Consider the following 21219-nt stretch of genomic DNA (forward strand, 5'->3'; position numbering starts at 1 on the left):
GCTGCCAGGAATCAGAGAAAACTTTTTTCTTGCCGTTTTACTTTCATCCTAATAGAATAGCACTGGGTAGGGGAGAGAAGGGCTCTTATCCGTATTCAGGATTACGTTGTTTTAAGGAATTAACGTGGAAATTTTTGCGAATCAGAATTAATAGCGGTTTGGGAGATATATTAAGGAACGGCAGGTGGTTTTTCTGAAAAGAATTCTAAAGAAAAAAGAGGGCAGATGATTAGGAAACAGACATACATTCTTCCTGAGCAAGACCCGGGAGGAAGGTAACCTGCATCACAGAGAACGGCCATTATGTCTTTGTAGTCTTCAGGTTCGCGGAGTTGGAGTTCAGCTATGATGTGATTACCTATATCAAGGCAGGCTTCTACAGCCAGGTGAAGTGTCCGCTCGATATAGCGCCGGTGAATTTTATTTTCTTTTAGTTTTTCTAGCGAGATGTTCTTTTGTTCTTCTACTAGATCAGAAATATACTCGGTTAAAAGTTTTAATTTTTCCTCCAGGACTTCCTTATCAATCATTTTAACCTAGCCTTCCGAAAATCATCGCTTTTCGGAGGCTGTAGAAGTGCTGCATGTCGAAATAACGCCTCCTGGAATTTACCTCGAAGAAGACACGCTGCCTGTGGTCTTTCTCCAGAATCAGTTTACCGTATTTCCGGACCTGGTGCTGGAGCAGGGGGGGGTGCCTCCATCAAATCAATGACCTGAACAGGTCTGTGAAGCTTTTCTTGGAGGGCGATTTCCAGCTCTAGCCGTCTTTCAAAACGCTCTAGTTTGTCCTTTATGTTTGGAGAGAAGAGAACGGCAATATCGATGTCGCTTTCTGGGCGGAACCGGCCACGGGCCAGTGATCCGAAGATGTATGCAGTGGTGATGTCGGGTTGATGGACAATGTATTGAGACACTATGTTAATGATTTCCTCTTGTATTTTTTGTTGTGTCTTTTGTGAGTCCATCAAGAAACCTCCTGCTCGCTGCTCCCAACATTTCTTGAGAAATTATACCACAAAAATCTTCGTTGTGTCTTGTTTTTGTTTTCATTCAGGAAATCAGAAAATTCCTGCCTCAAGGAATCAAGGCAAGAGGTGGCTAAGGTCTAGGTTTTTACATTTTGCTCTTGTTGTGGATAAAAAACGCTGCGGCGCCGCCTAGGTCACAGAGGAAGCAGTGGAAAAGATTTTTCGCGCCCACCCCAGTTTAACTCTTCGAGCAATTGCCGTGTTATCTCCCTTGAAGTGTTAGCCTTCGCTCTCCGCTGCCTGAGTGCATATGTAAGGACGCTAAAAAGGGCACTCGGGAACTGTTTCCGCACGAACTTGCTCTCATCTGAAAGCACTATGTACCAAAATAAAACCTTGCTACCCAGTGCCTCGGCGCCGCGGATGATTTGTGTTCACCTCCACGTGACACAGATGTAGGTCACGTTGTGGAAAAGCTTCAGAGAAGCGCTTTTCCTGGCATGAAGTGCCTTGGCGGGAGGCAGAAACCACGTGGGGATGAAGCCCATGTGGTTTTTTCATTCACATGTGTGTGCAGAAAAACATTTGACGACTGTAACCCAGTAAGGTTATACTTGTGATTGAGAAGTTATCCAGGGAGGTTCGAAGGTATGTCTTATATTGCAACTGTATCACAAAAAGGGTGGGTTGTCATACCGAAGGAGCTTCGCACAAAGCTCAAGATTCGTCCTGGAAGCAAAGTACTCCTTACCGAAGGGGAGGATGGTTTGGTGATCACACCTCTCCCCGAGGACCCGATTGCTGCTTTCCGGGGGATGCTCAAGGGGTTTCCCTTGGTAGAAGAGTTGCTGGAGGCCAGGAAGGAGGAAGCTGCCCGTGAAGAGCTACGTGCTGGACAGCTACGCGGTGCTGGCGTACTTCCTGGATGAAGAGGGGGCAGCGCAGGTGGAGGGACTGCTCCGGGAGGCCGCTGCAGGGAAGGCATCCCTGAACTTATCTGCCGTTAACCTTGGGGAGGTTGCCTACATCACGCAGCGGAAGGCCGGGGCAGTAGGGAGACGCAAACTTCTGTCTGCGCTGGATGCCCTTCCGGTTACGGTTGTGGACGCAGACCGGGACCTTGCCCTCGCGGCGGCGGAGATCAAGGCAAAACACGCCGTTTCTTACGCCGACTGCTTCGCGCTCGCCCTCGCCCGGCGCGGCGGGGCAACCGTGGTAACGGGGGATCCCGAGTTTAAAAAGGTGCAAGGGGTCGTGCCGATTCACTGGCTTCCGGAAAAACCCAAACAACGCTAACCCCCCATTAACACATCATCAAGACATCGTTTTGGGGACTATCACGTGGAATTCCTTCCATGAAACGTCAAAGGCTCGCTACCTTTTGGACTCCTATCCTTTCCCAACGCCTCCGTTATATTCATCAGTTGCATTCTCTAGGGATCGCGGAGTTAGCTGGAAGGGTATTTGACGTAGTCACCCAGCCGGAACCGGTTGATGATAGGATGTTGCCAGCAGGATTTGATCGTGAAACCATGGCGGCGGTCTACAGTGGGGGGGCTCCACCGATAATTTCCCTGGCGCGCCGAGATAACCGGGGATCGTCAGTAATCCACCATAAGAAGGTATGGGTGTCAAGCAGTGCTCTCATTTCTCAAACAACTCCAGAACAGAGTCTGAAAGTGGTGCATCAAAATCAGGAGCAATGGTAATCTTTCCTTTTGCGCTTCCAGGAACATGCTTTTCAGGCTGCTCCTTTATTGGAACGAGGCGAGCAACAGGTTTGCCTGCTTTAGCGATGATAATTTCCTCGCCTTCCTTGACGCGGGCCAGAAGTTTCGAAAAGTGTGTCTTTGCTTCATGAATATTGACTTTCCTGGACATTTTTATCAACCTCTCGACCCCATTGTAGACTAGACTAAGGACTAAGGCAAGATGAGGACTTCTCCTTATTTTGTTGCTGTTAGATGTTTTTCCAGTAAGCTGTGTTGCTGTTGTCGTGACCGTTATATACTCGGTTAAAAGTTTTAATTTTTCCTCCAGGACTTCCTTATCAATCATTTTAACCTAGCCTTCCGAGAATCATCGCTTTTCGGAGGCTGTAGAAGTGCTGCATGTCGAAATAACGCCTCCTGGAATTTACCTCGAAGAAGACACGCTGCCTGTGGTCTTTCTCCAGAATCAGTTTACCGTATTTCCGGACCTGGTGCTGGAGCAGGAGTGGTGCCTCCATCAAATCAATGACCTGAACAGGTCTGTGAAGCTTTTCTTGGAGGGCGATTTCCAGCTCTAGCCGTCTTTCAAAACGCTCTAGTTTGTCCTTTATGTTTGGAGAAAAGAGAACGGCAATGTCGATGTCGCTTTCTGGGCGGAACCGGCCACGTGTAAAAAAGCGGGAGGTTTATTGCCGATCACAGTGGAGGTCGGGATAGCCAAAAGGATGGTTGCTTATACGAATAGGGGTTCTACCGCAGCAGGAGCAGGTTTGAAGAATTGTTTGCCGGCAAAAACCCTGGTATACTTAAAGTGTCACGAAAACTAAAAAGACCGGGTGTGTTCGTTACAACAATTTAACGGGAGAACCGTCAGATGACAGAAAATCAAATTGACCATGATCGTTTATTCAAAGAACTTTTGGAGAGCTTTTTCGCCGAGTTCATGGAGTTGTTCTTTCCAGAAGCTGCTCGTTCCATTGACCTGACACAGCTCAGGTTTCTCCAGCAAGAAATCTTCACCGACGTTACAGCCGGTGACAGACACGAAGTGGACATTCTGGTGGAAACCAGGCTTAAGGGCCAGCCGGGTTTGATTCTGGTACACATTGAACCGCAATCGTACGTACAAAAGAACTTTAACGAGCGGATGTTCGTTTACTTCAGCCGGTTATACGAGAAGCACCGGCGGAAGATATTGCCGGTGGCCGTATTTGGCTACGACCGGGTACGGGATGAACCGGACAGCTTCGAGATTGTCTTTCCCTTCCTGGATGTTCTAAATTTCCGGTTTTACAAGCTGGAGTTAAAGAAACTTGACTGGCGGGAGTACATTCATAGTGATAATCCGGTAGCAGCGGCGCTGTTAAGCAAAATGGGCTTCAGGCCGGGAGAAAGGGTTCGAGTAAAGGTGGAATTCCTGCGCATGCTGGCCCGGATGAAGCTGGACCCGGCGCGGATGGAGTTGCTGGCCGCCTTTTTCGAGACCTACCTGAAGCTGGACCGCGAAGAAGAAGAACAACTTTACCGGGAATTGGGTAAAATGGACAAAAAGGAGGTTGATGCCATTATGCAAATAACCACCAGCTGGCATGAAAAGGGCCGTGCGGAAGGCCGTGCGGAAGGCCTTGCGGAAGGACGTGCGGAAGGTCGTGCGGAAGGCCTAGTGGAAGGTAAAATTAAAGCCAAGCAGGAGGTCATATGCAGGTACCTGGCTTGCAGGTTTGGAGCGGATTCTGCGGCCATACAGGAAAAGGTGCCGCAACTGACCGACATGGATGCGCTGGACCGGGTGCTGGACCGGCTGTTTGCCGCCGGCTCCCTGGAAGAAGCCCGGAGCATCATCTGGGAGGAGCTGAGCAGGTTCATTCAGTAAGTGTATCTTTCGATTATTCCGACCCGACCTTCTCAGCACTATGCCATTAAACCCCTCGCAGTTTGTTTTATCCCGTCGCTTTAATGGCCTGGGCTGCTGATCTGTTTCATAGAGCAGGAGCTTGTTTTCAGTTAAATCGAGAGTCTTCAGTTTTGGTGACCTCGGGGCCGTTTCGCTTCAGCCGTAATCCGATGTATCTCGGGATGTTGATCTGGCTCCTCGGCATGCCTGTCTTGCTGGGAACACTGAGTACGTCCCTTTTTCCCGTCCTCTTCTTCCTGGTGGCCAACTTCTTTATTATTATTCCGCTCGAAGAGAGGAGCATGGAGCAACAGTTTGGGGAGCGTTATCTTGATTACGAGCAGCTGTTCGGCGGTGGCTCTGAAATCGAGAAAAGACCTCGGCCTGCAGCGATGGTTTGGGTGGTAGGAGTTTGTGGTAAACTATTGGCGAGGGCAGGGAAATTTTTGCTGGGCGGGTGGTTCCTGGTGGACGCAGCGAAACTTGCGGAAGAAAGGGAGAGGCATGTAGCTCTGCTGCGCTCGGAGGTGGCGCGGCTGACTGGGGAGCTGCAGAGGCTGGGTGCACAAAAGATTGTGCTCTTCGGCTCGATGGCGCGCGGCCGCCTGGACCTGTTCACGGACGTTGATCTGCTGGTAGTGATGGACAGCGAGCTGCCGTTTGTGGAAAGGAGCGGCTGGGTCTACCGGGAGCTGAGGCCGCGTGTTGACGCTGACATTTTCGTCTATACCGAGGAAGAGTTTGAGACCTTGAAAGATGGCGTTTTTCTGAGGAGAGCTCTGGCGGAGGGGGTAGTGCTGTATGAGAAGAAGCCCTCTTGAAGAAGGTCTGAGGTGGTTAGAAAGCTAAATATGACCGGCGGTTTGAGGAGAAGCGTTTTTCCTGGTCGTCACTTGACGGCTATTACATTCCCACACGCTGTTTGCCGGCTTCGATCACTTTTAGAATTCGGTCCACATCGTAAACGCAGCCTCTCCACGTTCCACCGCTGATGGATTGTAAGGCAGCCCATAAACGGGTATCGTCTGGGAAATCGGGATCTGGTCTCATATTCGGATTGGGTTCACGGGCAGCTAATACCTTTGCTCCTTCTTCTGGCGTTTTCCTTTTGGCCCTTCTTTATATGGGTCCTCTCCCCAGGTTTATCGCCATAAAATACGCCTAATAAACCGCCCTAGGCACCGGGTTAACGCCGGCAGCTGCTTTCCGCTCCCTGCTTCGGGAAAGCATCCCTCGGAACTTTCCTCACTTGATATACTCGTGGGGGAGGGCGGTGATCTGCGTCTGTAGGAAACAGCGCTTGACGATCGTGCCCCGGCAGGGTTATACGTCAACCTTGGGGAGGTCGCCTACATTACCCAGCGGAAGGCCGGGGCGGGAGGCAGGCGTAAACTTCTGTCTGCGCTGGATGTCCTTCCGGTTGCGATTGTAGACGCCGACCGGGGCCTTGCCCTCGCGGCGGCGGAGATCAAGACAAAACACGCCGTTTCTTACGCCGACTGCTTCGCGCTCGCCCTGGCCCGGCGCAGCGGGGGAACTGTGGTAACGGGTGACCCCGAGTTTAAAAAGGCGGAGGGGGTCGCACCGGTTCGCTGGCTCCCCGCCGGGTAAGTAGAGTGAGGCAGCCAAATGAGGTCAAGGTGCAGGATTCATAATGCCTTGAGGATTTTTCTGAGCACGCCGGGGAGGACCACGAGGAGTGGCTATGTTGCTTACGAAAGGTTATAATGGACTTGGGGTGATTAATATGGCAGTAGCGCGCGAGTACGTAAAAGCTCTTATTGACCGGCTGACCGATGAACAGGTAGAGGCTTTGCAGGTGATTGTGGAGTCCATGGCTTGGCCGACCGAGAAGGTCATGCCGGAAGAAGCTGCGGAGATTGAGGAGGAAGCGTTCGCCGATATCGATGCAGGCAGGGGCGTGAAGGCAGAAGATGTCTGGAAAGAACTTGGAATTTGAAGTGATCTTTTCGCCCAAGGCCATTAAGTAGCTTGAAGCATCTCGAAAAAGACGTGCAGTTACGAATTAAGAGCGCAATTGAAAACAGCTTGCGATCCTTCCCACCTCAGGGCGACATCATCAAACTGGAAGGTTACGAGGGAAGGTACAGGCTGCGAGTAGGCGACTGGCGGGTAACTTTCCGATACCAGTTCAAAACGAGGGAAGTCCACATCGCCGAAATCAAACACCGCAGGGAAGCCTACCGAAAGTAAACTAAAAAAAGTGATTCAACAGAGCGGCTTGTACAAACAAAAAGATAGCCGCTTTAATTTTTCAGGGGCACCAGCCCGCAGAACCATTCTCATAAAAACGGGATGAGGTAGGCCGAAGGCCGGAGTTCAAACCTGGTGCAGCCCCTCAGAGCCACCCAGCAGAAAATGCACCTGGGAGAGTTCAGCGGAACAGCCGGTCACCTAAGGCAGCGGACCGAAACCACCCCTGGTCAGAAGCAAATTTTCAAGGCGTTTAGCCGTCAAAGAACCACCACTTCTTTTCTCCATAAGCCCCACAGGCTAGAGGGACGCCTAGTAACACACCTTTAGAAACGCACATCCTGAAACCCTTGCTCCATACGGCTTCCGGCCTTCTGTTTGTCTGTGGACTGTCGAACTCCGCTTTCTCCGAAGGCCGATTTCCCTGAACCCAGCCGATTTCGTGGCTGTATCCGGGATTGAATTGGGCCAGGTCTGCAGTGGCGTGACAGGAGTAGTCGCCAGGAAGGTGCACAAAAGGAAGAGTTTTAAAAATTTATGCGGTGAAGGCGCGGCCTTTGACGTTGACGTGTGGGATACAGAAGGGTATCATAGAGACAAAGATAAATAAAGAGGAAAAAAGGGTAAGCTAAAAAGCAGGAGGTAGCTTAAAGTGAAAAGGCTTTTGACACCGGAAGAGGCAGCGGAACTTCTCGCGGTAAGTCCCAAGAGTGTGAGAAAATGGCTGTGGCAGGGAAAGTTAAAGGGCGTCAGGGTGGGAAGGCTGTGGCGGATAAGGGAAAGCGACCTAGAGGCCTTTCTGGAAGATAGGAGCTTTCAAAAGAGTCTGCCGCAAAGAGAATATACCCGCCAAGAGATTCGCGGATTTCTAAAGGCTGATAAAATCGCGCCAGAAGTGGCCCGCCAGGTAGAACGTCTGCTCAACCGATGAGCGAAAAAATCAAGGTTTTCTTAGATGCGAGTTGCTGGATAGCGGCTGCGGGTTCTCCTAGTGGCGGGTTGGCAGCAATCCTCAAACTTGCAAGGGCGGGTTACCTCAAAATTGTGGCTACCAAGGAGATCCTTTGGGAGGCTGAGCGGAACATAAAGACCAAAATGGGCAAGGAGGCTCTACTGCGCTACTATCAGGAACTTGGGACCACGGAAGTAGAGATAGTAGACCAACCTACACCAGAAGAAAAAGCCCAATGGAAAAGTATGGTTGCAGAAAAGGATTGCCATGTGCTTGCTGGTGCTTATAAGGCAGCAGCGGATTTCTTGGTTTCTTTGGATAAACGCCATATACTGACCGAGAAAGTGAAAGAAGGGTTTCCTATACCTGTTAAGGATACTGGCGAATTTCTAGAAGGCCTAGTTTCAGAGCTAACGAAAGAAGATTGAAACCAGGTTGAAAGTGATGTGACCGCTAAGCGAAAAAGGTGGCTGTGCGCCTGGTGCGGAAGATTGGCGGCAAAGAAACACGAGGGGATCAGTTCATTCTGGCAGCAGATGATCTCCTTATTTTGTTGCTGTTAGACGTTTTTCCAGTAAGCGGCAAATAACTTTGCCTGCTGCAATTTATAAAAAGCTCGGCATCCAGCCGGGACAAAAAATGTTATTAGAAGTTCAAGGGGACAAAATTATTCTTTCGCCGAAGACTACAAGAACAGAATTGCCCATGTCAAGCGATTCTTTCGATTATTCCGACCCGACCTTCTCAGCACTATGCCATTAAACCCCTCGCAGTTTGTTTCATCCCCAAAAAGCTGATGTGGGCATCCTCCTTGTGGTTCGATCATCCACAACACTCTTCTGTGGTTCGAAAATTGCCGCCCGCTGGACGGCGGGGCTCATCGTGATGAACGGTTTCTGTTGGTGTTGCTGTTGCTACAGGGCAGGTTTCTGACAAAACCCGGTACTTGGAGGCGATATGATCAACCCCGCGCTGCGGCACCTCGTTCTCTGCATCGACTGTTTCTGCCCTCTGTAAGAGGCTGGATCCTATTATCAACGGCTGGAACGAGCGGCAAAGAAACACGAGGGTTTACATTTAAAGCCGCTACCTTTACTATAAAATAAAAGTAAAGTAAAAGGAGTTAGGTAGTTATGCCAATTGCAAAAGTTTCGTCAAAAGGCCAGGTAACCATTCCGGCAGAAATACGCAAATTTTTAGGGGTCACACCGGGTTCCCGCCTTCGTTTTGTTATCAGAGGAGACGTTGTGCAGATTGAAAAAGACGGCAAGGGTATAGCCGCTCTGAAAGGCAGCTTGCAGGTTGATGGGGAACAGGACTTCTTGAAGGCGCGCCACCACGCTATGGGGGAGGTTGCCGGAGAAATTGCAAAGGAAGGCCAAGGTGATTGATGCCAATATCGTACTTCGTTTTCTATTGAATGATGACCCTGAAAAGGCCGAACGATGTTCTGCCCTTTTGCAGAGGGTTGAAAGCGGAGACGAGAAAGTATTTTTACCTGATCTGGTTATTGCGGACATAGTATGGACATTGGAAAAGTTTTATCGCCAACCTAAAGCCAGGATAAGGGAATTATTGCTCCCTCTGATCTCACTTCGCGGCATGCGTCTTTCAAGCAAATCGGTGGCCAGGAATGCTCTGAAGTGGTATGTAGAAAAAAAACATAGACTGGACGGATGCTTTTGTTGCCGCTAAAATGGCAGCGGAAAGGCAGCTGGAGATTTACTCTTACGATCGTCATTTTGATAAGTTTTCGGGAATTAAAAGGATTGAGCCTTAAATAGCTCCGCTGCTTTGCCGTTCCAGTAAGCTGTTGTTATGACCAGTTACTGAGTTTATAATACCCTTTAAGAAAGAACTATATGGAGGGCAAAAAGTGGAGCAGGTTATAGTAAGAGTTTCCAGTTAGCGGCAAATAACTTTGCCTGCTGCAATTTATAATAAGCTCGGCATCCAGCCGGGACAAAAAATGTTATTAGAGGTTCAAGGGGACAAAATTATTCTTTCGCCGAAGACTACAAGTTATACGGAACTATTGGCCGGTTCATTGAAGAACGTCTATGGCCGAACTCCGGAAGAGGTCAACGATTACATCAGGAAGGAACGCGAAACATGGGGCAAGACACTTTCTTGAACAGAATTGCCCATGTCAAGCGATTATTACTTGACACGAATGCAATAATCTATTTTTTGCAAGGTATTAGCCCTTACGACGCCGTTTTAAATCCTTTATTCCATCTTTTTGAAGAGGGAAGACTACAGGTAGCGCTCCTGGCAAATGTACGTGCACAAAATCATGCTGGGCCTGGGCTTTGTTTTCTCATTTTGTTTTCGTACATCCGAAGATCGCTTTCTTTCAGCACCTCTTCCCACTTTTCCCCGGTTTCCGGCCTCCAGGTGGCGATGCCGAAGCTCAACTCTACAGGTGGTTTGCCAACGCTTTTCCTTTCTTCACTAAGGACCTCCAGCTTGCCTTTGATTCTCTCCACAACCTTTTGTGCACCTGATTCTTCTATTTCCGGAATGATCAGCAGGAATTCGTCACCACCGTAGCGGAAAGAGAGGTCGATTTCCCGAACAGAATTCAGCAAAGTTTCTGCCACCTCTTTGAGGACTTCGTCCCCTTCCATGTGTGAGTAACGGTCATTTATTTCTTTGAAGTTGTTTACATCCATCATCACAAAAGAAAGCGGGTGTCTGTAGCGCCTGGCGCGTTCTACCTCTTTCTGGATTCTCTCAGTGAAGTAAATGCGGTTGTAAAGACCTGTGAGCCCGTCTCTTATGGCCTGTTTCCGCAGCTTTTCTTCTGTTTCCAGACTGTGGAGGGCATGGGCCAGGCTCTTTGCGAGCATCTGGAGGAGCTCCATTTCTTCGTCATCAAAAGCGTTCGGGTGTATGGAATAAACGTTGAGAACTCCAAAGACTTCATCTTCATATATCAAAGGTATGGCTGCGGAAGAAGCGTAGCCCCTCTTTTTTGCTTCAAAGCGCCAGGGCTCGAAAGTAGGGTCGTCGGCAGTATTTCTCACCACTTTCGGTTGTCTTGTTTTGACGGCTCTGCCGGTAGGACCCATGCCGGTATCCGCCTCATCCCAGGTGATCTTTACTGCTTCCAGGTAGCCATCTTCGAAACCGGCTTTGGCTACCGGTATCACTCTTTTTGTGTTTTTTTCGGTCATCCCGAGCCAGGCGAAGATGTAGCTCCTTTTCTGGGTTAAAATTTTGCAGGCCTTCTGAAGCAGTTTTTCCGGGTTCTTTTCCGCAATGATGGTGCACATAACGTCGAGCACACAACGCCTAATGTTCTCAAGGTGGTTGATCCGCTCTTCGATTCTTTTGCGCTCTGTAATATCCTTAACAACGATGATAGCACCCCTGAAGTCCCCGTTTTTCATTATCGGATTGGCTGCAATTTCCAAATAACATTCTCTGCCGTAAAGTGACCGAAAAGGCGTCTCCAGAACAACTGTTTTGTTTTCCCGGTATTTATCGAATAGTTTATCCAGCCCGGCTTGCCCGACGGAAGGGATCGTCCTTACATCCGTGCCTATGGTTAGAGTTTCTTCGCCTTCTTTCAACCCCAAAATCTTCCTCATAGCTCGGTTAATGCGCTCGATTCTGAATTCATCGTCAATCTTGATTATCCCCACCGGGCTGGCTTCAAAGATGGCGCTAAGTTCATCCTGAGCTTTTTTCCGCAGTTCGATTTCATCTTTTAGGCTGGAGTAAGCACGGGAAAAACCTACAACGACGAGAGTAAGGCCGCTTATAACGAGGATGCCTTCCAGTGTTGTGTCGAAGAGTTCTGGTTCGGAAGTAAATTCGTCAAAAAAGTCAATTAACCGGCCAAGCGTAAATAATGACCAGCCCAATTGCAAAAAGTTAATCTTGAGACGCAAGATATAGATATAGGAGATAAGAATGCATGAGAGGGTGAGACCTTCGATGATCACATCTTGAAGGTCCAGTTTGCCAATCGGGTGGAGTTTAAAAGAAAAAAACCAACCTGTGGTTGTCGCTATTAAGGCCAATAAAAAAAAGCGATGGCAGATCAATGCTGTTTTCGACTTTTGATGCTGTTCTGACTTGTGATACTGTTCTTGATCTTTTTTCATTTGTGCTCTTCTATTCATTGGGCTATCCCTGACTTGCTTGTTTATTACAAAAAACACTTGCTGGAAAAATTCATACAATACACAAAGTAATAATACACAAAGTATTATTCCTTTTTCAAGCAGTGTTTTTAATTAGCAGAAGGCGCACCGAATACTGCAGACTGGGTGTGCGATGTAATATGAGTTAATAAGCAATGTTGGACGGCCTGGACTTCTTGCCCCGCTTCCTGCTGGTGTGTGAGGCGGTGGCACCTGGGTCACATTGGGGGATTGGGGGCGCGATCTATTTTCAAGGCAGACCCTCACGCCGCTGGCGGCGGCACCAACAGAGTATGAAAATACCCGACGGGTCTGCCGGCGAGCGACCTATGGAAGGCCGGGTAACAGGACAAGCAATATGTTACGCAGCATCTCAGAGCTGTCCCGAAGCGAGCCGTCGTCCTGTCCGGCCTGGAATCGGAAGTCGAGCGGCAGACCGGCAGGGTATGCGGTCTATTTTCATGGCAGGATTATCGTAATAAATAATGCCGGCTCACCAGCTCAGAATTGTTAGTTGGTCAAACGGATAACGAGCAGGATTCCGCGTAACGAGGGTCAGGTTCCGGGATATAGCGATGGCAGCGTTGACCACGTCTGCTACAGATAATGTGTGGCCTTTCGCCAGCCAGTCACAACGGAGTCTCACGGCTAAAGCAGCCTCTTTATAAGTTGGTGTGGCATAACAGTATAGTTCCTCGAGCATGTTTTGGGCCTCTGCTTGCCTATTTTCTGGAATCCCGGTCAAAAATTCAATTACTGTAACACTGGATACAAACAGTTCTTCCGAATTAATGTCATGCAATAGTTTTTCCGCCCTTTGCCGCCATTGGTTGCGCTTGCTACGATTTAAATCGATTAAGAAGTCGGTATCAAGCAAGGCTCCACGGATTGCTCTTTTGAGCATTTTAATCATCCGACCTTACATTCTTTTCGCGCAAGCGGTTGATAAAAGCCAATGTATCATCCCCTTCTTCCGGCCTTCTGTCAGGTACCAGTTCACCACTAATGAAGCCTTCTTCTTTTTGGACGTAAGCCAGGCGTTTTTGCCTCTTTAATTCTTTCTCAATGGAGGAGAGGATAAATTTTGAGCGGTTTCCTTTGCCCGCTATCGCATCAATTTCTTTGAGAATATTGAGAGGCAACCTTACTGCCGTTATTTTTGAGTTCTTACCGGGGTTGGCCATGAAAACAGTCACCTCGCTTTGTGTTGTGGTATTACACTAAGTATAACACATGCCGAGAAGTGTGCAATAGGCCTTAAAATAAAAGGGTATCCCCTGCGCCGATCCGGTTTTCCGGCGTTGTGAAAAAAGATGAACGGGCATTGAAATGGTTGCAGTTCGGGGGATATCGGCGAAAATTCGGGGTTATTCGAATGCAACCGGAAGCGATTTGGTTTAAGTTTTTTGCGGAAGCGACGATAAAGGTAAATGAGAAGGCAATCAGTGCCGGTTCCCCGCGGGCGGAAACCTCGGGGTGATCCGATGGGTGCCCGTTTTAGGTGAAGGGGGTGATGCGCTGTAGGCGGCATAAGTTAAGGGTGTGATCCATACGGCCGGTGAGGGATGTCCGGCCGAAGTCCCTGCAGGGCAGGGAACGGCGTCTGTAGCGGATATGGGGAAAGAGGACGACGGGTAAGCATTTGTGTATTTGGTGCAGTGTTGAGTCAGTACGGTATTAAGCGGCCCGGTATCCCATGCGGCGAAACTGTAAGCCGGGAAGGATGTTTTGGCTGCTCGATGCAGTTGAAAAACGGCGGGAACGGACGCCTGCCGAAACGAAAACAAGGAGGTAATGCGTGAATGAGGATTAACCACAACATTTCGGCCTTGAACGCCTACCGCCAGCTTGCCACCAATCAGGCGCTAGGCAACAAATCCCTGGAGAAGCTGTCTTCGGGAATGAGGATCAACCGCGCCGGAGACGACGCCGCGGGACTGGCCATCAGCGAGAAGATGAGAGGGCAGATCCGGGGGTTGGAGATGGCCTCTAAGAATGCTCAGGACGCCATCTCACTGATCCAGACGGCAGAGGGTGCCCTTAACGAGACCCACTCAATCCTCCAGCGGATGCGGGAGTTAGCCGTTCAGTCCGCCAGCGACACCAACACCGAAGCTGACAGGGCGGAAATCCAGAAGGAGATCGACCAGCTGGCGAAAGAGCTCAGCCGTATTTCCAACAATACTGAGTTTAATACCAAGAATCTCCTGGGCGGTGCCTTTACGGGTGTATTCCATATCGGCGCTAACGAAAACCAGAACCTGTCTTTAAGCATTAACGCAATGGACGCTTATACTCTTGGGCTAACAGAAGATGTTGCCTCTGTAAGTGCAAAAGTTGTTTCTAATGGAGCTACTAATACTGCTAAGTTGATAGGTGCAGATATTGAAGGAACTCAGTATTTGACGGAAGGAACCTATACTGTTGAAGTTGCAGCGAATGCTACAAGCGGCGTTGATATAACGCTAAAAGATGCCGAAGGAAATGTTATTGCGTCGAAGACGGGTTACACAGCTGCGGCTGATCCCGTGACTTTACAGAATAGTGATGGAACAGATGTTATTACGTTAGTATACGACCAAGCAATGAGCGCTGGTGACACATCAACTATTTACATCGGCGCATCGGGTGCTGATTTGACATCGGGAACGAGTATTGCTGCAGTAGAGGTCAGCGATAAAGATGCTTTGGCAGATGGAACTTACACGCTTACAATTAAAAGCGATGGCATGAATGTCGATATAGCTGAAATTACAGATAGTGATGGGAAGGTAGTTGCGACTTACGATAATGGCGATACTGCTTTTGCAGCAAATACTGCGTACACCGTCACGCTGTCTGACGGTAAGACTCTTACCTTTACTACTGGAGCCACAGCACCTACAGCGGGTGAGACTGCTACATTCACCGTAACGAATACTGATTATACAGCGGGACGTTCTTCGGCGGCTGTTGATTCAGACGGTGACGGCGTGCTTGATAAGGAGGCTGTTGCTGTTAAAGGCATAGATGTTCGTACGCAGACGAGCGCGAATGCTGCTATAACGAAAATCGAAAATGCCATTGAGGTCGTATCTGCCGAGCGCTCTAAACTGGGTGCTGTTCAGAACCGTCTCGAGCACACCATCAACAATCTCGGTACTGCTGCTGAGAACCTGACAGCTGCCGAATCACGCATCCGCGACGTGGACATGGCCAAGGAGATGATGGAGTTCACCAAGATGAGCATCCTGCAGCAGGCGGCGACCGCCATGCTGGCGCAGGCCAACCAGCAGCCGCAGATGGTGCTGCAACTCCTCGGTCGGTAAGTAATCAAGGGTGAGGTCCCAGACAAAACTGGGACCTTATCTTGTTATCTGCCCGTAGTCATAAGCAACGACTAACTTAAGTTCAGATTGAGGTGTTCTGCTTTTTGAGTATGGCTCGGAAAGAGGGGTAGAGATTATTCTATGTTAACTGGAAAATACGAAAGCGGTGTACAGGCCCTTGCTGATGAGTTGGCTAACATCGCAACTGCCTATCCTGAAATCGGACGCCACAACAACGGATGGTCAGTAATACTATCTTGCATTCGTATTGCATACTTACACCTGAAATAATTTCGGTAACATACTTTGCCAACTTCCTCAAATTGTCAGTAAGACTTGGGGGGCGGAAAATAATACCATGTCCGTTTTACGTATCGGGCGATATGGAAATTAATTGTCTGGCCCTCTTTAGGTTAGGAAACGGTAAAAAAATAAGCGACAGAAACTTTATTGAGACTCATTGCGTGGGTATAGAGTACGAATCTTGCTCTATATTTTGCAAATATGAGCAAAATTTTCTACATCTGCATGATGTCCCGAAGAGGTCCCGGTTACGCTAATTGAGCTATAGCCTCGCTGGTTAGACCGAGCTTTTGGATTCCATTTACACAAAAACTACAACAGATTTACTTTAGATCGTGGTGTTGATTTGGAACTGATGAATGGTGTGAATTCCGGTGGAACCCGTAACCGAATATTCTATCTTTGATCAGAGTGTCCGCAGCCGGTAACTTTTATTTGTTAATTCTGTTAATTCATATCTGCCAATCTCTGAGCTATTGTGAATTAATACCAGAAAGGAGTACTTACTATGCAACTCGAGAAAGCTACTCAAATAACCAACACTTGCAAGAGCGCCCTAGATATAATTACGAAGCATGTAAATTTAGCCACGGGTATTTATCATCCCCTTGACCTTAATAAGGCAGTAGATGTTTTTGATCAACTCTATGAAACTGGTGATTATATACATCCAGACGAAGTTAAGAATTACTTAATAGCAGAGGGGTGGAAAGAGCGCCATGCCCATGACGTTTCGATAGTGTGGATGACCGTGGCAACGCTAAAAGATTTTCAATACCAGCGGTGTCCACGGCCTCTTAAGCAGGGTTTGCTATTAAGACAACGTTGAAATACTTGCATGGCATCGCCGCAAATGTGAAAAGGAACACAAGGATGCTATATGGAGATAGACCTTTTATATCAATAGGGGGATCTAAAAAATTTCTTAGCTAAGGTAAAATTGGGTAGCAATTAAGACACAAACTTTACCCTTTCCGCTTTTTTTGCAATAGATAATTCTCCAGTTTCACAAAGATTTTTCCCCAGGCACCGGGTTAACGCCGGCAGCTGCTTCCCGCTCCCTGCTTCGGGAAAGCATCCCTCGGAACTTTCCTCACTTGATATACTCGTGGGGGAGGGCGGTGATCCGCGTTTGCAGGAAACAGCGCTTGACGATCGTGCCCCGGCAGGGTTATACTTGTGAGTGAGAAGTTATCCATGGAGGCTCAAAAGTATGCCTTATATTGCTACCGTATCACAAAAAGGGTGGGTGGTCATACCGAAGGAACTCCGCGCCAAACTCAAGATCCGCCCGGGAAGCAAGGTCCTCCTCGTGGAAGGGGAGGAGGGCCTGGTGATCACACCTCTCCCCGAGGACCCGATTGCTGCTTTCAGGGGAATGCTCAAGGGTTTTCCCTTGGTGGAAGAGTTGCTGGAGGCCAGGAAGGAGGAAGCTGCCCGTGAAGAGCTACGTGCTGGACAGCTACGCGGTGCTGGCGTACTTCCAGGATGAAGAAGGAGCAGCCCAGGTGGAGGGACTGCTCCGGGAAGCCGCTGCAGGGAAAGCATCCCTGATCCTGTCCGCCGTCAACCTTGGGGAGGTCGCCTACGTTACCCAGCGGAAGGCCGGGGCGGGAGGCAGGCGCAAACTTCTGTCTGCGCTGGATGCCCTTCCGGTTACGGTTGTAGACGCCGACCGGGGCCTTGCCCTCGCAGCGGCGGAGATCAAGGCAAAACACGCCGTTTCTTACGCCGACTGCTTCGCGCTCGCCCTGGCCCGGCGCAGCGGGGGAACTGTGGTAACGGGTGACCCCGAGTTTAAAAAGGCGGAGGGGGTCGCACCGGTTCACTGGCTCCCGGAAAAACCCAAACAGCGCTAACCCCCCAATTGATTTACTTTTATCCCAACGGTTCCCGCAGCTCCAGGGGGATGGAACAACCCGGCCGCAGGCAATAGCAAGGGGGTTGCCGCCAGATTCCTTCATTCGAGGATGTCCTCTACAAGGTGCACACCATCCGGAAGGCGTTTGGCTGTTTCGAGAGCACCGACATCGGGATCTACGACACCTGCTGCCACCAGGTATCCTACCCCACTACCTCAAGCTCCTATCCGCTGAATTGTGGGCATAATTCAAGATCCGAAAAATTTCCGTGAATCAGCGCAAAAGGTAGGGGCTTCCGCTCCTCCTGCAGTTGCGCAGGATGTGATTTTTGCTGTGGGGCAGCCCTTTCCGGTCCGGCGCATTACTTATAACCGAGACCGTCTGTTGCGCAAAGGCTCCGGGCGCCGTTCCCGCACCAGGACGGCCACCCGGGCCGGGCGATATGTGCTCAGTGATCAGGAGCTTAAAAACTATTGTGCGAGGAGGAGGAAGGGTGTTTGTATAAAGAAAGGGTTTCGAAATCATCAGATGAACTGGAACAACTAATTGAAGAATTTCGAAATTTTGCTTTTTCCGGTATGGTTGGATTTTACAATTCCTGTTCTATTACAAGCATTATCCTTTCGTCACAGAAGTATGGATGGCATAAAAATGTTTTTACTATTGTCGTTTTTGAAGAATTACCTTTTCGTGATTATCGCCGAAAATATCATACAAAGCATCCGGTCAAGATTACAAACGACTTGAGATTGTCTGTTGTATCACAACGAGCAATGGTTGCAGATGCGGTTAGACTGTATGAAGATGCTTGCAGAAAAGGAAGATGGCAACAGCCCGGCTGTCCTGAATTGCAAATTGCCGAATGCAATATACTGAGTAAGCATTTTGTTCCCTCATCATCTGATGTTCCCCTTAACAGCATTCTGAAAAATCCTCACCGTTACCCCAGTTATGTTTTTGAACTTTTTTGTGAAAAAAAGGAATTCTATAAGAAATTAAATCCTGAATATGCTTTAGGAAAGATATCGCCTGCTGTAAAAAAACTATACCAAGCAGTCAATGACTGTATACCAATCGACCTGGAGTATATAAGTGACCGTTGGGAAAATATTATCTTTCAGTTTCCTGTGAACTTGTTAAAAATAGAGGCACGCGGCGAAAAAGATGGTGAGCATATAAATGTATCGCTACGCTGGCATCCTCTAGTTGTGAATGAACGGCGAGTTGTTAATATTCAGTTGGATTCAAAGCATGATAAGATCATCCTGGGTTGCTGCAACACGACTGTATCTGAATCTTCTGCAAGATTAAGAGTAGGAACAACCCAGGGAGAGATGTCTATCCAAGTGATGAGCAGAGATAATAATATTATCTTATACCAGAAAGCATTTCACTTGATTAATTTAATTGGGGTGTCTCTCCGTAATTTGAATCATGAAAAGGTGACAATTAATGTTCCTCCCCGTGGTAAACGGCAGCCCGCATTCACTTATACAATTCAGCCGGTTTCTATAGAACATATGTCAAGTGGTAAAATCCCAGAGTGGCGTGAATGGGTTAATAAAAGATCAAATCTGGCTTCGAAAAGAGAACTGGAAAGACGTCTGGAGTTCGTGCAATATGGTGTGGGAGGAGCCCAGGATTGGGAAAGGGCACTTCGAGATATACATCAACTGATCAAATGGCACGGCGAAAATGGGGTTTACCTCTGGGATCCTTTCGCTGATGGCAGGGATATTATTTCAACAATATTTGCGTGTGAGATCAATGATGCCCCTCTCAAAGTGATAACATCATTTAACAAATTTGTCAGGAAAATTGCCGTAAGAAATGGTATTGAAATTTGCAATTGCGAGGATTGGATGCGTCATTTAAAAGGATTTTTATCAAAAGCTGTACAGCAAAGAAAAGTTAATCTGGAAGTCCGCTGTCAGCATGGCTGCCGGGGATGGAAATTTCATGATAGATTTTTGATCTTTCCCGGTCTTGAACCAAAGGTATGGTCACTGGGCTGTTCGATAAATGCTCTCGGCCAATCACATAGCATTTTGATGAAAGTGGAGCATGCTCAGCCTGTGCTGGATGCTTTTGAACTTCTTTGGGAGGAACTCGATCAGTGCGTCATATGGCCTTAGAAAAATTATTTCTCAAGCGGAAAAAAACAATTGATATATACCGGGGTAGAACTTTTAGGCAGATGCTGGCTGAATTGGAAGCTTTGCTTCGAGATTATACAGCCTGGGAGAATTATGAACAAGATTATAAAAATCTTGTGGAAGAAAAAGCAGAAATGCTCTCAAAAGTGTTAATGGGAGAAATTGTAGAACGGGATGAGTTTTTGAGTGAGGAAGCCTTATGGAATGAAAGGGGGTGGCAGTTGAAGCTGGTAGTAGGTGGCCTGCTGCATTTCGCGAGGAAGCAAACAAAAGAAATTTTACTTCAATTTGCTGCTCTCTACAACCTGCTGGAAATGCCTGTTGTTATACTGCGCGTGATCATAGAAACCTGTCCGGATATCACAAAAAACATCAAAGATGCTATATCTGAGTGCTTGCATACAAATTACTTTTTTGATTGCAAGCTTTCTCTAAGAGAATCTAGCAGGGGTACATGGGAAGAGCATGTTCTGCGTGAGTATGAAGAAGGAATAAAAGATGGTAATATTTCAAAAGTTACTAGTTTTATGCAAAGATGGCATGCCGGCCACCTGGATTATTTAGAAGGCCCTTATGCAGTGGTGTTAGCTCTTGTTTATTACTGTGATAAAGATCTTTTTGCCAAAATGGTGGCAGCAACTGAAACTCCAGTTTTTGTTTGTTTGGTATGTGAAGATCCTGAATACGCTTATGATCTCGTAACACTCTGGAAAATTGCCGAGAATGGTGGCATATGGGCAAGGATGGAAGTGTTTTATCATCTTAGTAAACTTTTGCTTGGTTGCAGGATGTGTGTGGATGGACGTGAAAAAATTGAGGAACGGGCTTTCAGGAGAATGATTACTGTCTATATGGGAAGGACAATTGTTCTCCTGCTGGATACAAAAAAAGCTGGGGTTTTGCGCTATTTACTGGATGCCATGCCGGGACTCGATCTAAGAAGATCGGAGATTCGTTATTTATTATTTTTTCTTGGACAGTATCTGGGCAAAGGAATCTCCCAAAATCTGTCTGGAGAATTTATTGAGCAAGAGTTTAATCTATGGAATCCACCGCACTTTGATCCGGGAGTCATGTTTTTATTGTACGGCATTCAGAGAGCTTTGGAAAAAGATAATTCATCGTTGCTCGAAGCGCTGAATAAAGCAGTATTAAAGAAATGGTTGGAAATCTTGTGTAAATCATATAATTGCACAGATGAGGTGGATAGTTATAACTTTTTACCTTTTACTAGTTTAGATTTATCTGTATTTTACGCATTGTCGAAAAGATGGCAGACCAGGCGAAGATCGGTCCAATTTCTCAAGGGCCTATGCCGTCGATTACAACTGACAGATGGAATGTGGTTTAAAAGTCCTATGGCAGAAGAACAGCGCAGAAAAGCACTTTACGCTGGAATTCGTGCGCATGCCAAAGCATGGTCGATGCTACCCCCGGATGATTCTATATCTGAAATATCTTATTCTTTGAAATTTCTTCAAAAATACTTTATGGATCAACGCAATTGGGAGAGAATGCCTGGGGATGCCGGTGAATCCAATAAAATGTCTGATATATTTATGGAGATCCTAAAATCTTACCAAAATTAGTTCTATGCTAAAGATATCCGACAGCAGCAAGAACTTGGTACATAGAGGCCGAATCTGTATATGCCGTGAGTGCATCATATAACTCAATTTGTATGCGAGGGGATT

22 protein-coding genes and 5 pseudogenes are annotated in these 21219 nt (G+C 47.9%); 20 read left to right on the top strand and 7 right to left on the bottom strand.

From position 1 onward, the window contains the following. Nucleotides 1-170: 170 nt before the first annotated feature. Both hepT and mntA (TPH_RS01495) read right to left on the bottom strand, forming a co-directional pair. Nucleotides 171-530, bottom strand: a complete 360-nt coding sequence (hepT, locus tag TPH_RS01490) for a type VII toxin-antitoxin system HepT family RNase toxin (RefSeq protein ID WP_015049460.1) — start codon at nt 528-530, stop codon at nt 171-173. Nucleotides 531-655: 125 nt separating this feature from the next. Further along, complete coding sequence (mntA, locus tag TPH_RS01495) at nt 656-967, bottom strand: type VII toxin-antitoxin system MntA family adenylyltransferase antitoxin (RefSeq protein WP_015049462.1); 312 nt, start codon at nt 965-967, stop codon at nt 656-658. Nucleotides 968-1620: 653 nt separating this feature from the next. Here mntA (TPH_RS01495) and TPH_RS01500 point away from each other — a divergent pair. Together TPH_RS01500 and TPH_RS01505 are read left to right on the top strand one after the other, a co-directional pair. Beyond that, nucleotides 1621-1899, top strand: a complete 279-nt coding sequence (locus tag TPH_RS01500; protein WP_015049463.1) for an AbrB/MazE/SpoVT family DNA-binding domain-containing protein — start codon at nt 1621-1623, stop codon at nt 1897-1899. After that, entirely contained in the window at nt 1847-2266 is a 420-nt protein-coding gene (locus tag TPH_RS01505; protein WP_015049464.1) for a type II toxin-antitoxin system VapC family toxin, read from the top strand. The genes TPH_RS01500 and TPH_RS01505 overlap by 53 nt, the downstream gene beginning before the upstream one ends. A gap of 348 nt (nt 2267-2614) precedes the next feature. On the opposite strand, the gene TPH_RS16675 is transcribed toward TPH_RS01505, so the two are convergent. Continuing rightward, nucleotides 2615-3028, bottom strand: a complete 414-nt coding sequence (locus TPH_RS16675) for a type II toxin-antitoxin system Phd/YefM family antitoxin (protein WP_015049465.1) — start codon at nt 3026-3028, stop codon at nt 2615-2617. A gap of 1 nt (nt 3029) precedes the next feature. Further along, nucleotides 3030-3323, bottom strand: coding sequence for a type VII toxin-antitoxin system MntA family adenylyltransferase antitoxin (gene mntA, locus TPH_RS16375; protein WP_148275946.1), 294 nt, complete (start codon nt 3321-3323; stop codon nt 3030-3032). Nucleotides 3324-3556: 233 nt separating this feature from the next. Between mntA (TPH_RS16375) and TPH_RS01520 the strand changes: the two genes are divergently transcribed. The 11 genes and pseudogenes from TPH_RS01520 (at nt 3557) to TPH_RS14585 (ending at nt 9876) form a co-directional block, all read left to right on the top strand. Continuing rightward, nucleotides 3557-4555 (top strand): Rpn family recombination-promoting nuclease/putative transposase, encoded by a 999-nt coding sequence (locus TPH_RS01520; protein ID WP_015049467.1) that lies wholly within the window; start codon nt 3557-3559, stop codon nt 4553-4555. A gap of 83 nt (nt 4556-4638) precedes the next feature. Continuing rightward, nucleotides 4639-5397: a methyltransferase gene (locus TPH_RS14570; protein ID WP_081578560.1), complete on the top strand. Its 759-nt coding sequence runs from the start codon at nt 4639-4641 to the stop codon at nt 5395-5397. Between the two features lie 520 nt (nt 5398-5917). After that, a pseudogene (locus tag TPH_RS14575) lies at nt 5918-6187 on the top strand (PIN domain-containing protein); the annotation flags it as partial. Between the two features lie 94 nt (nt 6188-6281). Further along, entirely contained in the window at nt 6282-6536 is a 255-nt protein-coding gene (locus tag TPH_RS01535; protein ID WP_015049469.1) for a hypothetical protein, read from the top strand. Nucleotides 6537-6559: 23 nt separating this feature from the next. Then, nucleotides 6560-6790 (top strand): annotated as a pseudogene (locus TPH_RS16385) (type II toxin-antitoxin system RelE family toxin); the annotation flags it as partial. A 652-nt stretch (nt 6791-7442) separates the two neighbouring features. Continuing rightward, nucleotides 7443-7721 (top strand): helix-turn-helix domain-containing protein, encoded by a 279-nt coding sequence (locus tag TPH_RS01545; RefSeq protein WP_015049471.1) that lies wholly within the window; start codon nt 7443-7445, stop codon nt 7719-7721. Beyond that, a complete protein-coding gene (locus TPH_RS01550) occupies nt 7718-8170 on the top strand; it encodes a PIN domain-containing protein (RefSeq protein WP_015049472.1) in 453 nt (150 codons plus the stop codon). The genes TPH_RS01545 and TPH_RS01550 overlap by 4 nt, the downstream gene beginning before the upstream one ends. Before the next feature lie 148 nt (nt 8171-8318). Further along, a pseudogene (locus TPH_RS16390) lies at nt 8319-8504 on the top strand (AbrB/MazE/SpoVT family DNA-binding domain-containing protein); the annotation flags it as partial. A gap of 371 nt (nt 8505-8875) precedes the next feature. Next, complete coding sequence (locus TPH_RS01555) at nt 8876-9133, top strand: AbrB/MazE/SpoVT family DNA-binding domain-containing protein (protein ID WP_015049473.1); 258 nt, start codon at nt 8876-8878, stop codon at nt 9131-9133. Next, on the top strand, nt 9096-9437 hold the full coding sequence (locus tag TPH_RS01560) for a PIN domain-containing protein (RefSeq protein ID WP_201764474.1): 342 nt from the start codon (nt 9096-9098) through the stop codon (nt 9435-9437). Before TPH_RS01555 ends, TPH_RS01560 begins: the two co-directional genes overlap by 38 nt. A 226-nt stretch (nt 9438-9663) precedes the next feature. After that, nucleotides 9664-9876, top strand: coding sequence for an AbrB/MazE/SpoVT family DNA-binding domain-containing protein (locus tag TPH_RS14585; RefSeq protein WP_081578562.1), 213 nt, complete (start codon nt 9664-9666; stop codon nt 9874-9876). A 160-nt stretch (nt 9877-10036) separates the two neighbouring features. Here TPH_RS14585 and TPH_RS01565 read toward each other — a convergent pair whose 3' ends face one another. The 3 genes from TPH_RS01565 to TPH_RS01575 all read right to left on the bottom strand — a co-directional run bounded on the left by TPH_RS01565 (nt 10037) and on the right by TPH_RS01575 (nt 13080). Further along, nucleotides 10037-11857 (bottom strand): sensor domain-containing diguanylate cyclase, encoded by a 1821-nt coding sequence (locus TPH_RS01565; protein ID WP_049886059.1) that lies wholly within the window; start codon nt 11855-11857, stop codon nt 10037-10039. Nucleotides 11858-12389: 532 nt separating this feature from the next. Continuing rightward, nucleotides 12390-12809 (bottom strand): type II toxin-antitoxin system VapC family toxin, encoded by a 420-nt coding sequence (locus TPH_RS01570; RefSeq protein WP_148275813.1) that lies wholly within the window; start codon nt 12807-12809, stop codon nt 12390-12392. Further along, the gene (locus TPH_RS01575) at nt 12802-13080 is read right to left on the bottom strand and encodes a YlcI/YnfO family protein (protein ID WP_015049477.1); all 279 of its coding nucleotides are present in this window, start codon (nt 13078-13080) and stop codon (nt 12802-12804) included. Before TPH_RS01575 ends, TPH_RS01570 begins: the two co-directional genes overlap by 8 nt. 618 nt (nt 13081-13698) lie before the next feature. Between TPH_RS01575 and TPH_RS16680 the strand changes: the two are divergent. From TPH_RS16680 to TPH_RS01610, 7 genes and pseudogenes are all read left to right on the top strand, one after another. Next, nucleotides 13699-14106, top strand: a pseudogene (locus tag TPH_RS16680) (flagellin N-terminal helical domain-containing protein); the annotation flags it as partial. A gap of 840 nt (nt 14107-14946) precedes the next feature. Next, nucleotides 14947-15204, top strand: a pseudogene (locus TPH_RS16685) (flagellin); the annotation flags it as partial. 811 nt (nt 15205-16015) lie between these two features. Further along, entirely contained in the window at nt 16016-16336 is a 321-nt protein-coding gene (locus tag TPH_RS01585) for a hypothetical protein (protein ID WP_015049479.1), read from the top strand. 384 nt (nt 16337-16720) lie between these two features. Beyond that, nucleotides 16721-16999, top strand: a complete 279-nt coding sequence (locus TPH_RS01590) for an AbrB/MazE/SpoVT family DNA-binding domain-containing protein (protein ID WP_015049480.1) — start codon at nt 16721-16723, stop codon at nt 16997-16999. Continuing rightward, nucleotides 16947-17366 carry a type II toxin-antitoxin system VapC family toxin gene (locus TPH_RS01595; protein ID WP_015049481.1) on the top strand — a complete coding sequence of 140 codons (420 nt, stop codon included), beginning with the start codon at nt 16947-16949 and terminating at the stop codon, nt 17364-17366. Before TPH_RS01590 ends, TPH_RS01595 begins: the two co-directional genes overlap by 53 nt. Before the next feature lie 500 nt (nt 17367-17866). Then, complete coding sequence (locus TPH_RS01605) at nt 17867-19504, top strand: VPA1262 family N-terminal domain-containing protein (RefSeq protein ID WP_015049482.1); 1638 nt, start codon at nt 17867-17869, stop codon at nt 19502-19504. Then, on the top strand, nt 19486-21114 hold the full coding sequence (locus TPH_RS01610; RefSeq protein WP_015049483.1) for a hypothetical protein: 1629 nt from the start codon (nt 19486-19488) through the stop codon (nt 21112-21114). The genes TPH_RS01605 and TPH_RS01610 overlap by 19 nt, the downstream gene beginning before the upstream one ends. The last annotated feature ends 105 nt before the right edge of the window (nt 21115-21219 follow it).

The organism is Thermacetogenium phaeum DSM 12270 (assembly GCF_000305935.1).
Taxonomy (GTDB): domain Bacteria; phylum Bacillota; class DSM-12270; order Thermacetogeniales; family Thermacetogeniaceae; genus Thermacetogenium; species Thermacetogenium phaeum.

Coding starts and splice junctions, on each gene's coding strand:
- TPH_RS01585 (WP_015049479.1), top strand. CDS start 16,016: ATGCAACTCGAGAAAGCTACTCAAATAACCAACACTTGCAAGAGCGCC.
- TPH_RS01570 (WP_148275813.1), bottom strand. CDS start 12,809: ATGATTAAAATGCTCAAAAGAGCAATCCGTGGAGCCTTGCTTGATACC.
- TPH_RS01520 (WP_015049467.1), top strand. CDS start 3,557: ATGACAGAAAATCAAATTGACCATGATCGTTTATTCAAAGAACTTTTG.
- TPH_RS01565 (WP_049886059.1), bottom strand. CDS start 11,857: ATGAAAAAAGATCAAGAACAGTATCACAAGTCAGAACAGCATCAAAAG.
- TPH_RS01550 (WP_015049472.1), top strand. CDS start 7,718: ATGAGCGAAAAAATCAAGGTTTTCTTAGATGCGAGTTGCTGGATAGCG.
- TPH_RS14570 (WP_081578560.1), top strand. CDS start 4,639: ATGGCCTGGGCTGCTGATCTGTTTCATAGAGCAGGAGCTTGTTTTCAG.
- TPH_RS01575 (WP_015049477.1), bottom strand. CDS start 13,080: ATGGCCAACCCCGGTAAGAACTCAAAAATAACGGCAGTAAGGTTGCCT.
- TPH_RS01500 (WP_015049463.1), top strand. CDS start 1,621: ATGTCTTATATTGCAACTGTATCACAAAAAGGGTGGGTTGTCATACCG.
- mntA (WP_015049462.1), bottom strand. CDS start 967: ATGGACTCACAAAAGACACAACAAAAAATACAAGAGGAAATCATTAAC.
- TPH_RS16675 (WP_015049465.1), bottom strand. CDS start 3,028: ATGATTGATAAGGAAGTCCTGGAGGAAAAATTAAAACTTTTAACCGAG.
- hepT (WP_015049460.1), bottom strand. CDS start 530: ATGATTGATAAGGAAGTCCTGGAGGAAAAATTAAAACTTTTAACCGAG.
- TPH_RS01535 (WP_015049469.1), top strand. CDS start 6,282: ATGTTGCTTACGAAAGGTTATAATGGACTTGGGGTGATTAATATGGCA.
- TPH_RS01590 (WP_015049480.1), top strand. CDS start 16,721: ATGCCTTATATTGCTACCGTATCACAAAAAGGGTGGGTGGTCATACCG.
- TPH_RS01555 (WP_015049473.1), top strand. CDS start 8,876: ATGCCAATTGCAAAAGTTTCGTCAAAAGGCCAGGTAACCATTCCGGCA.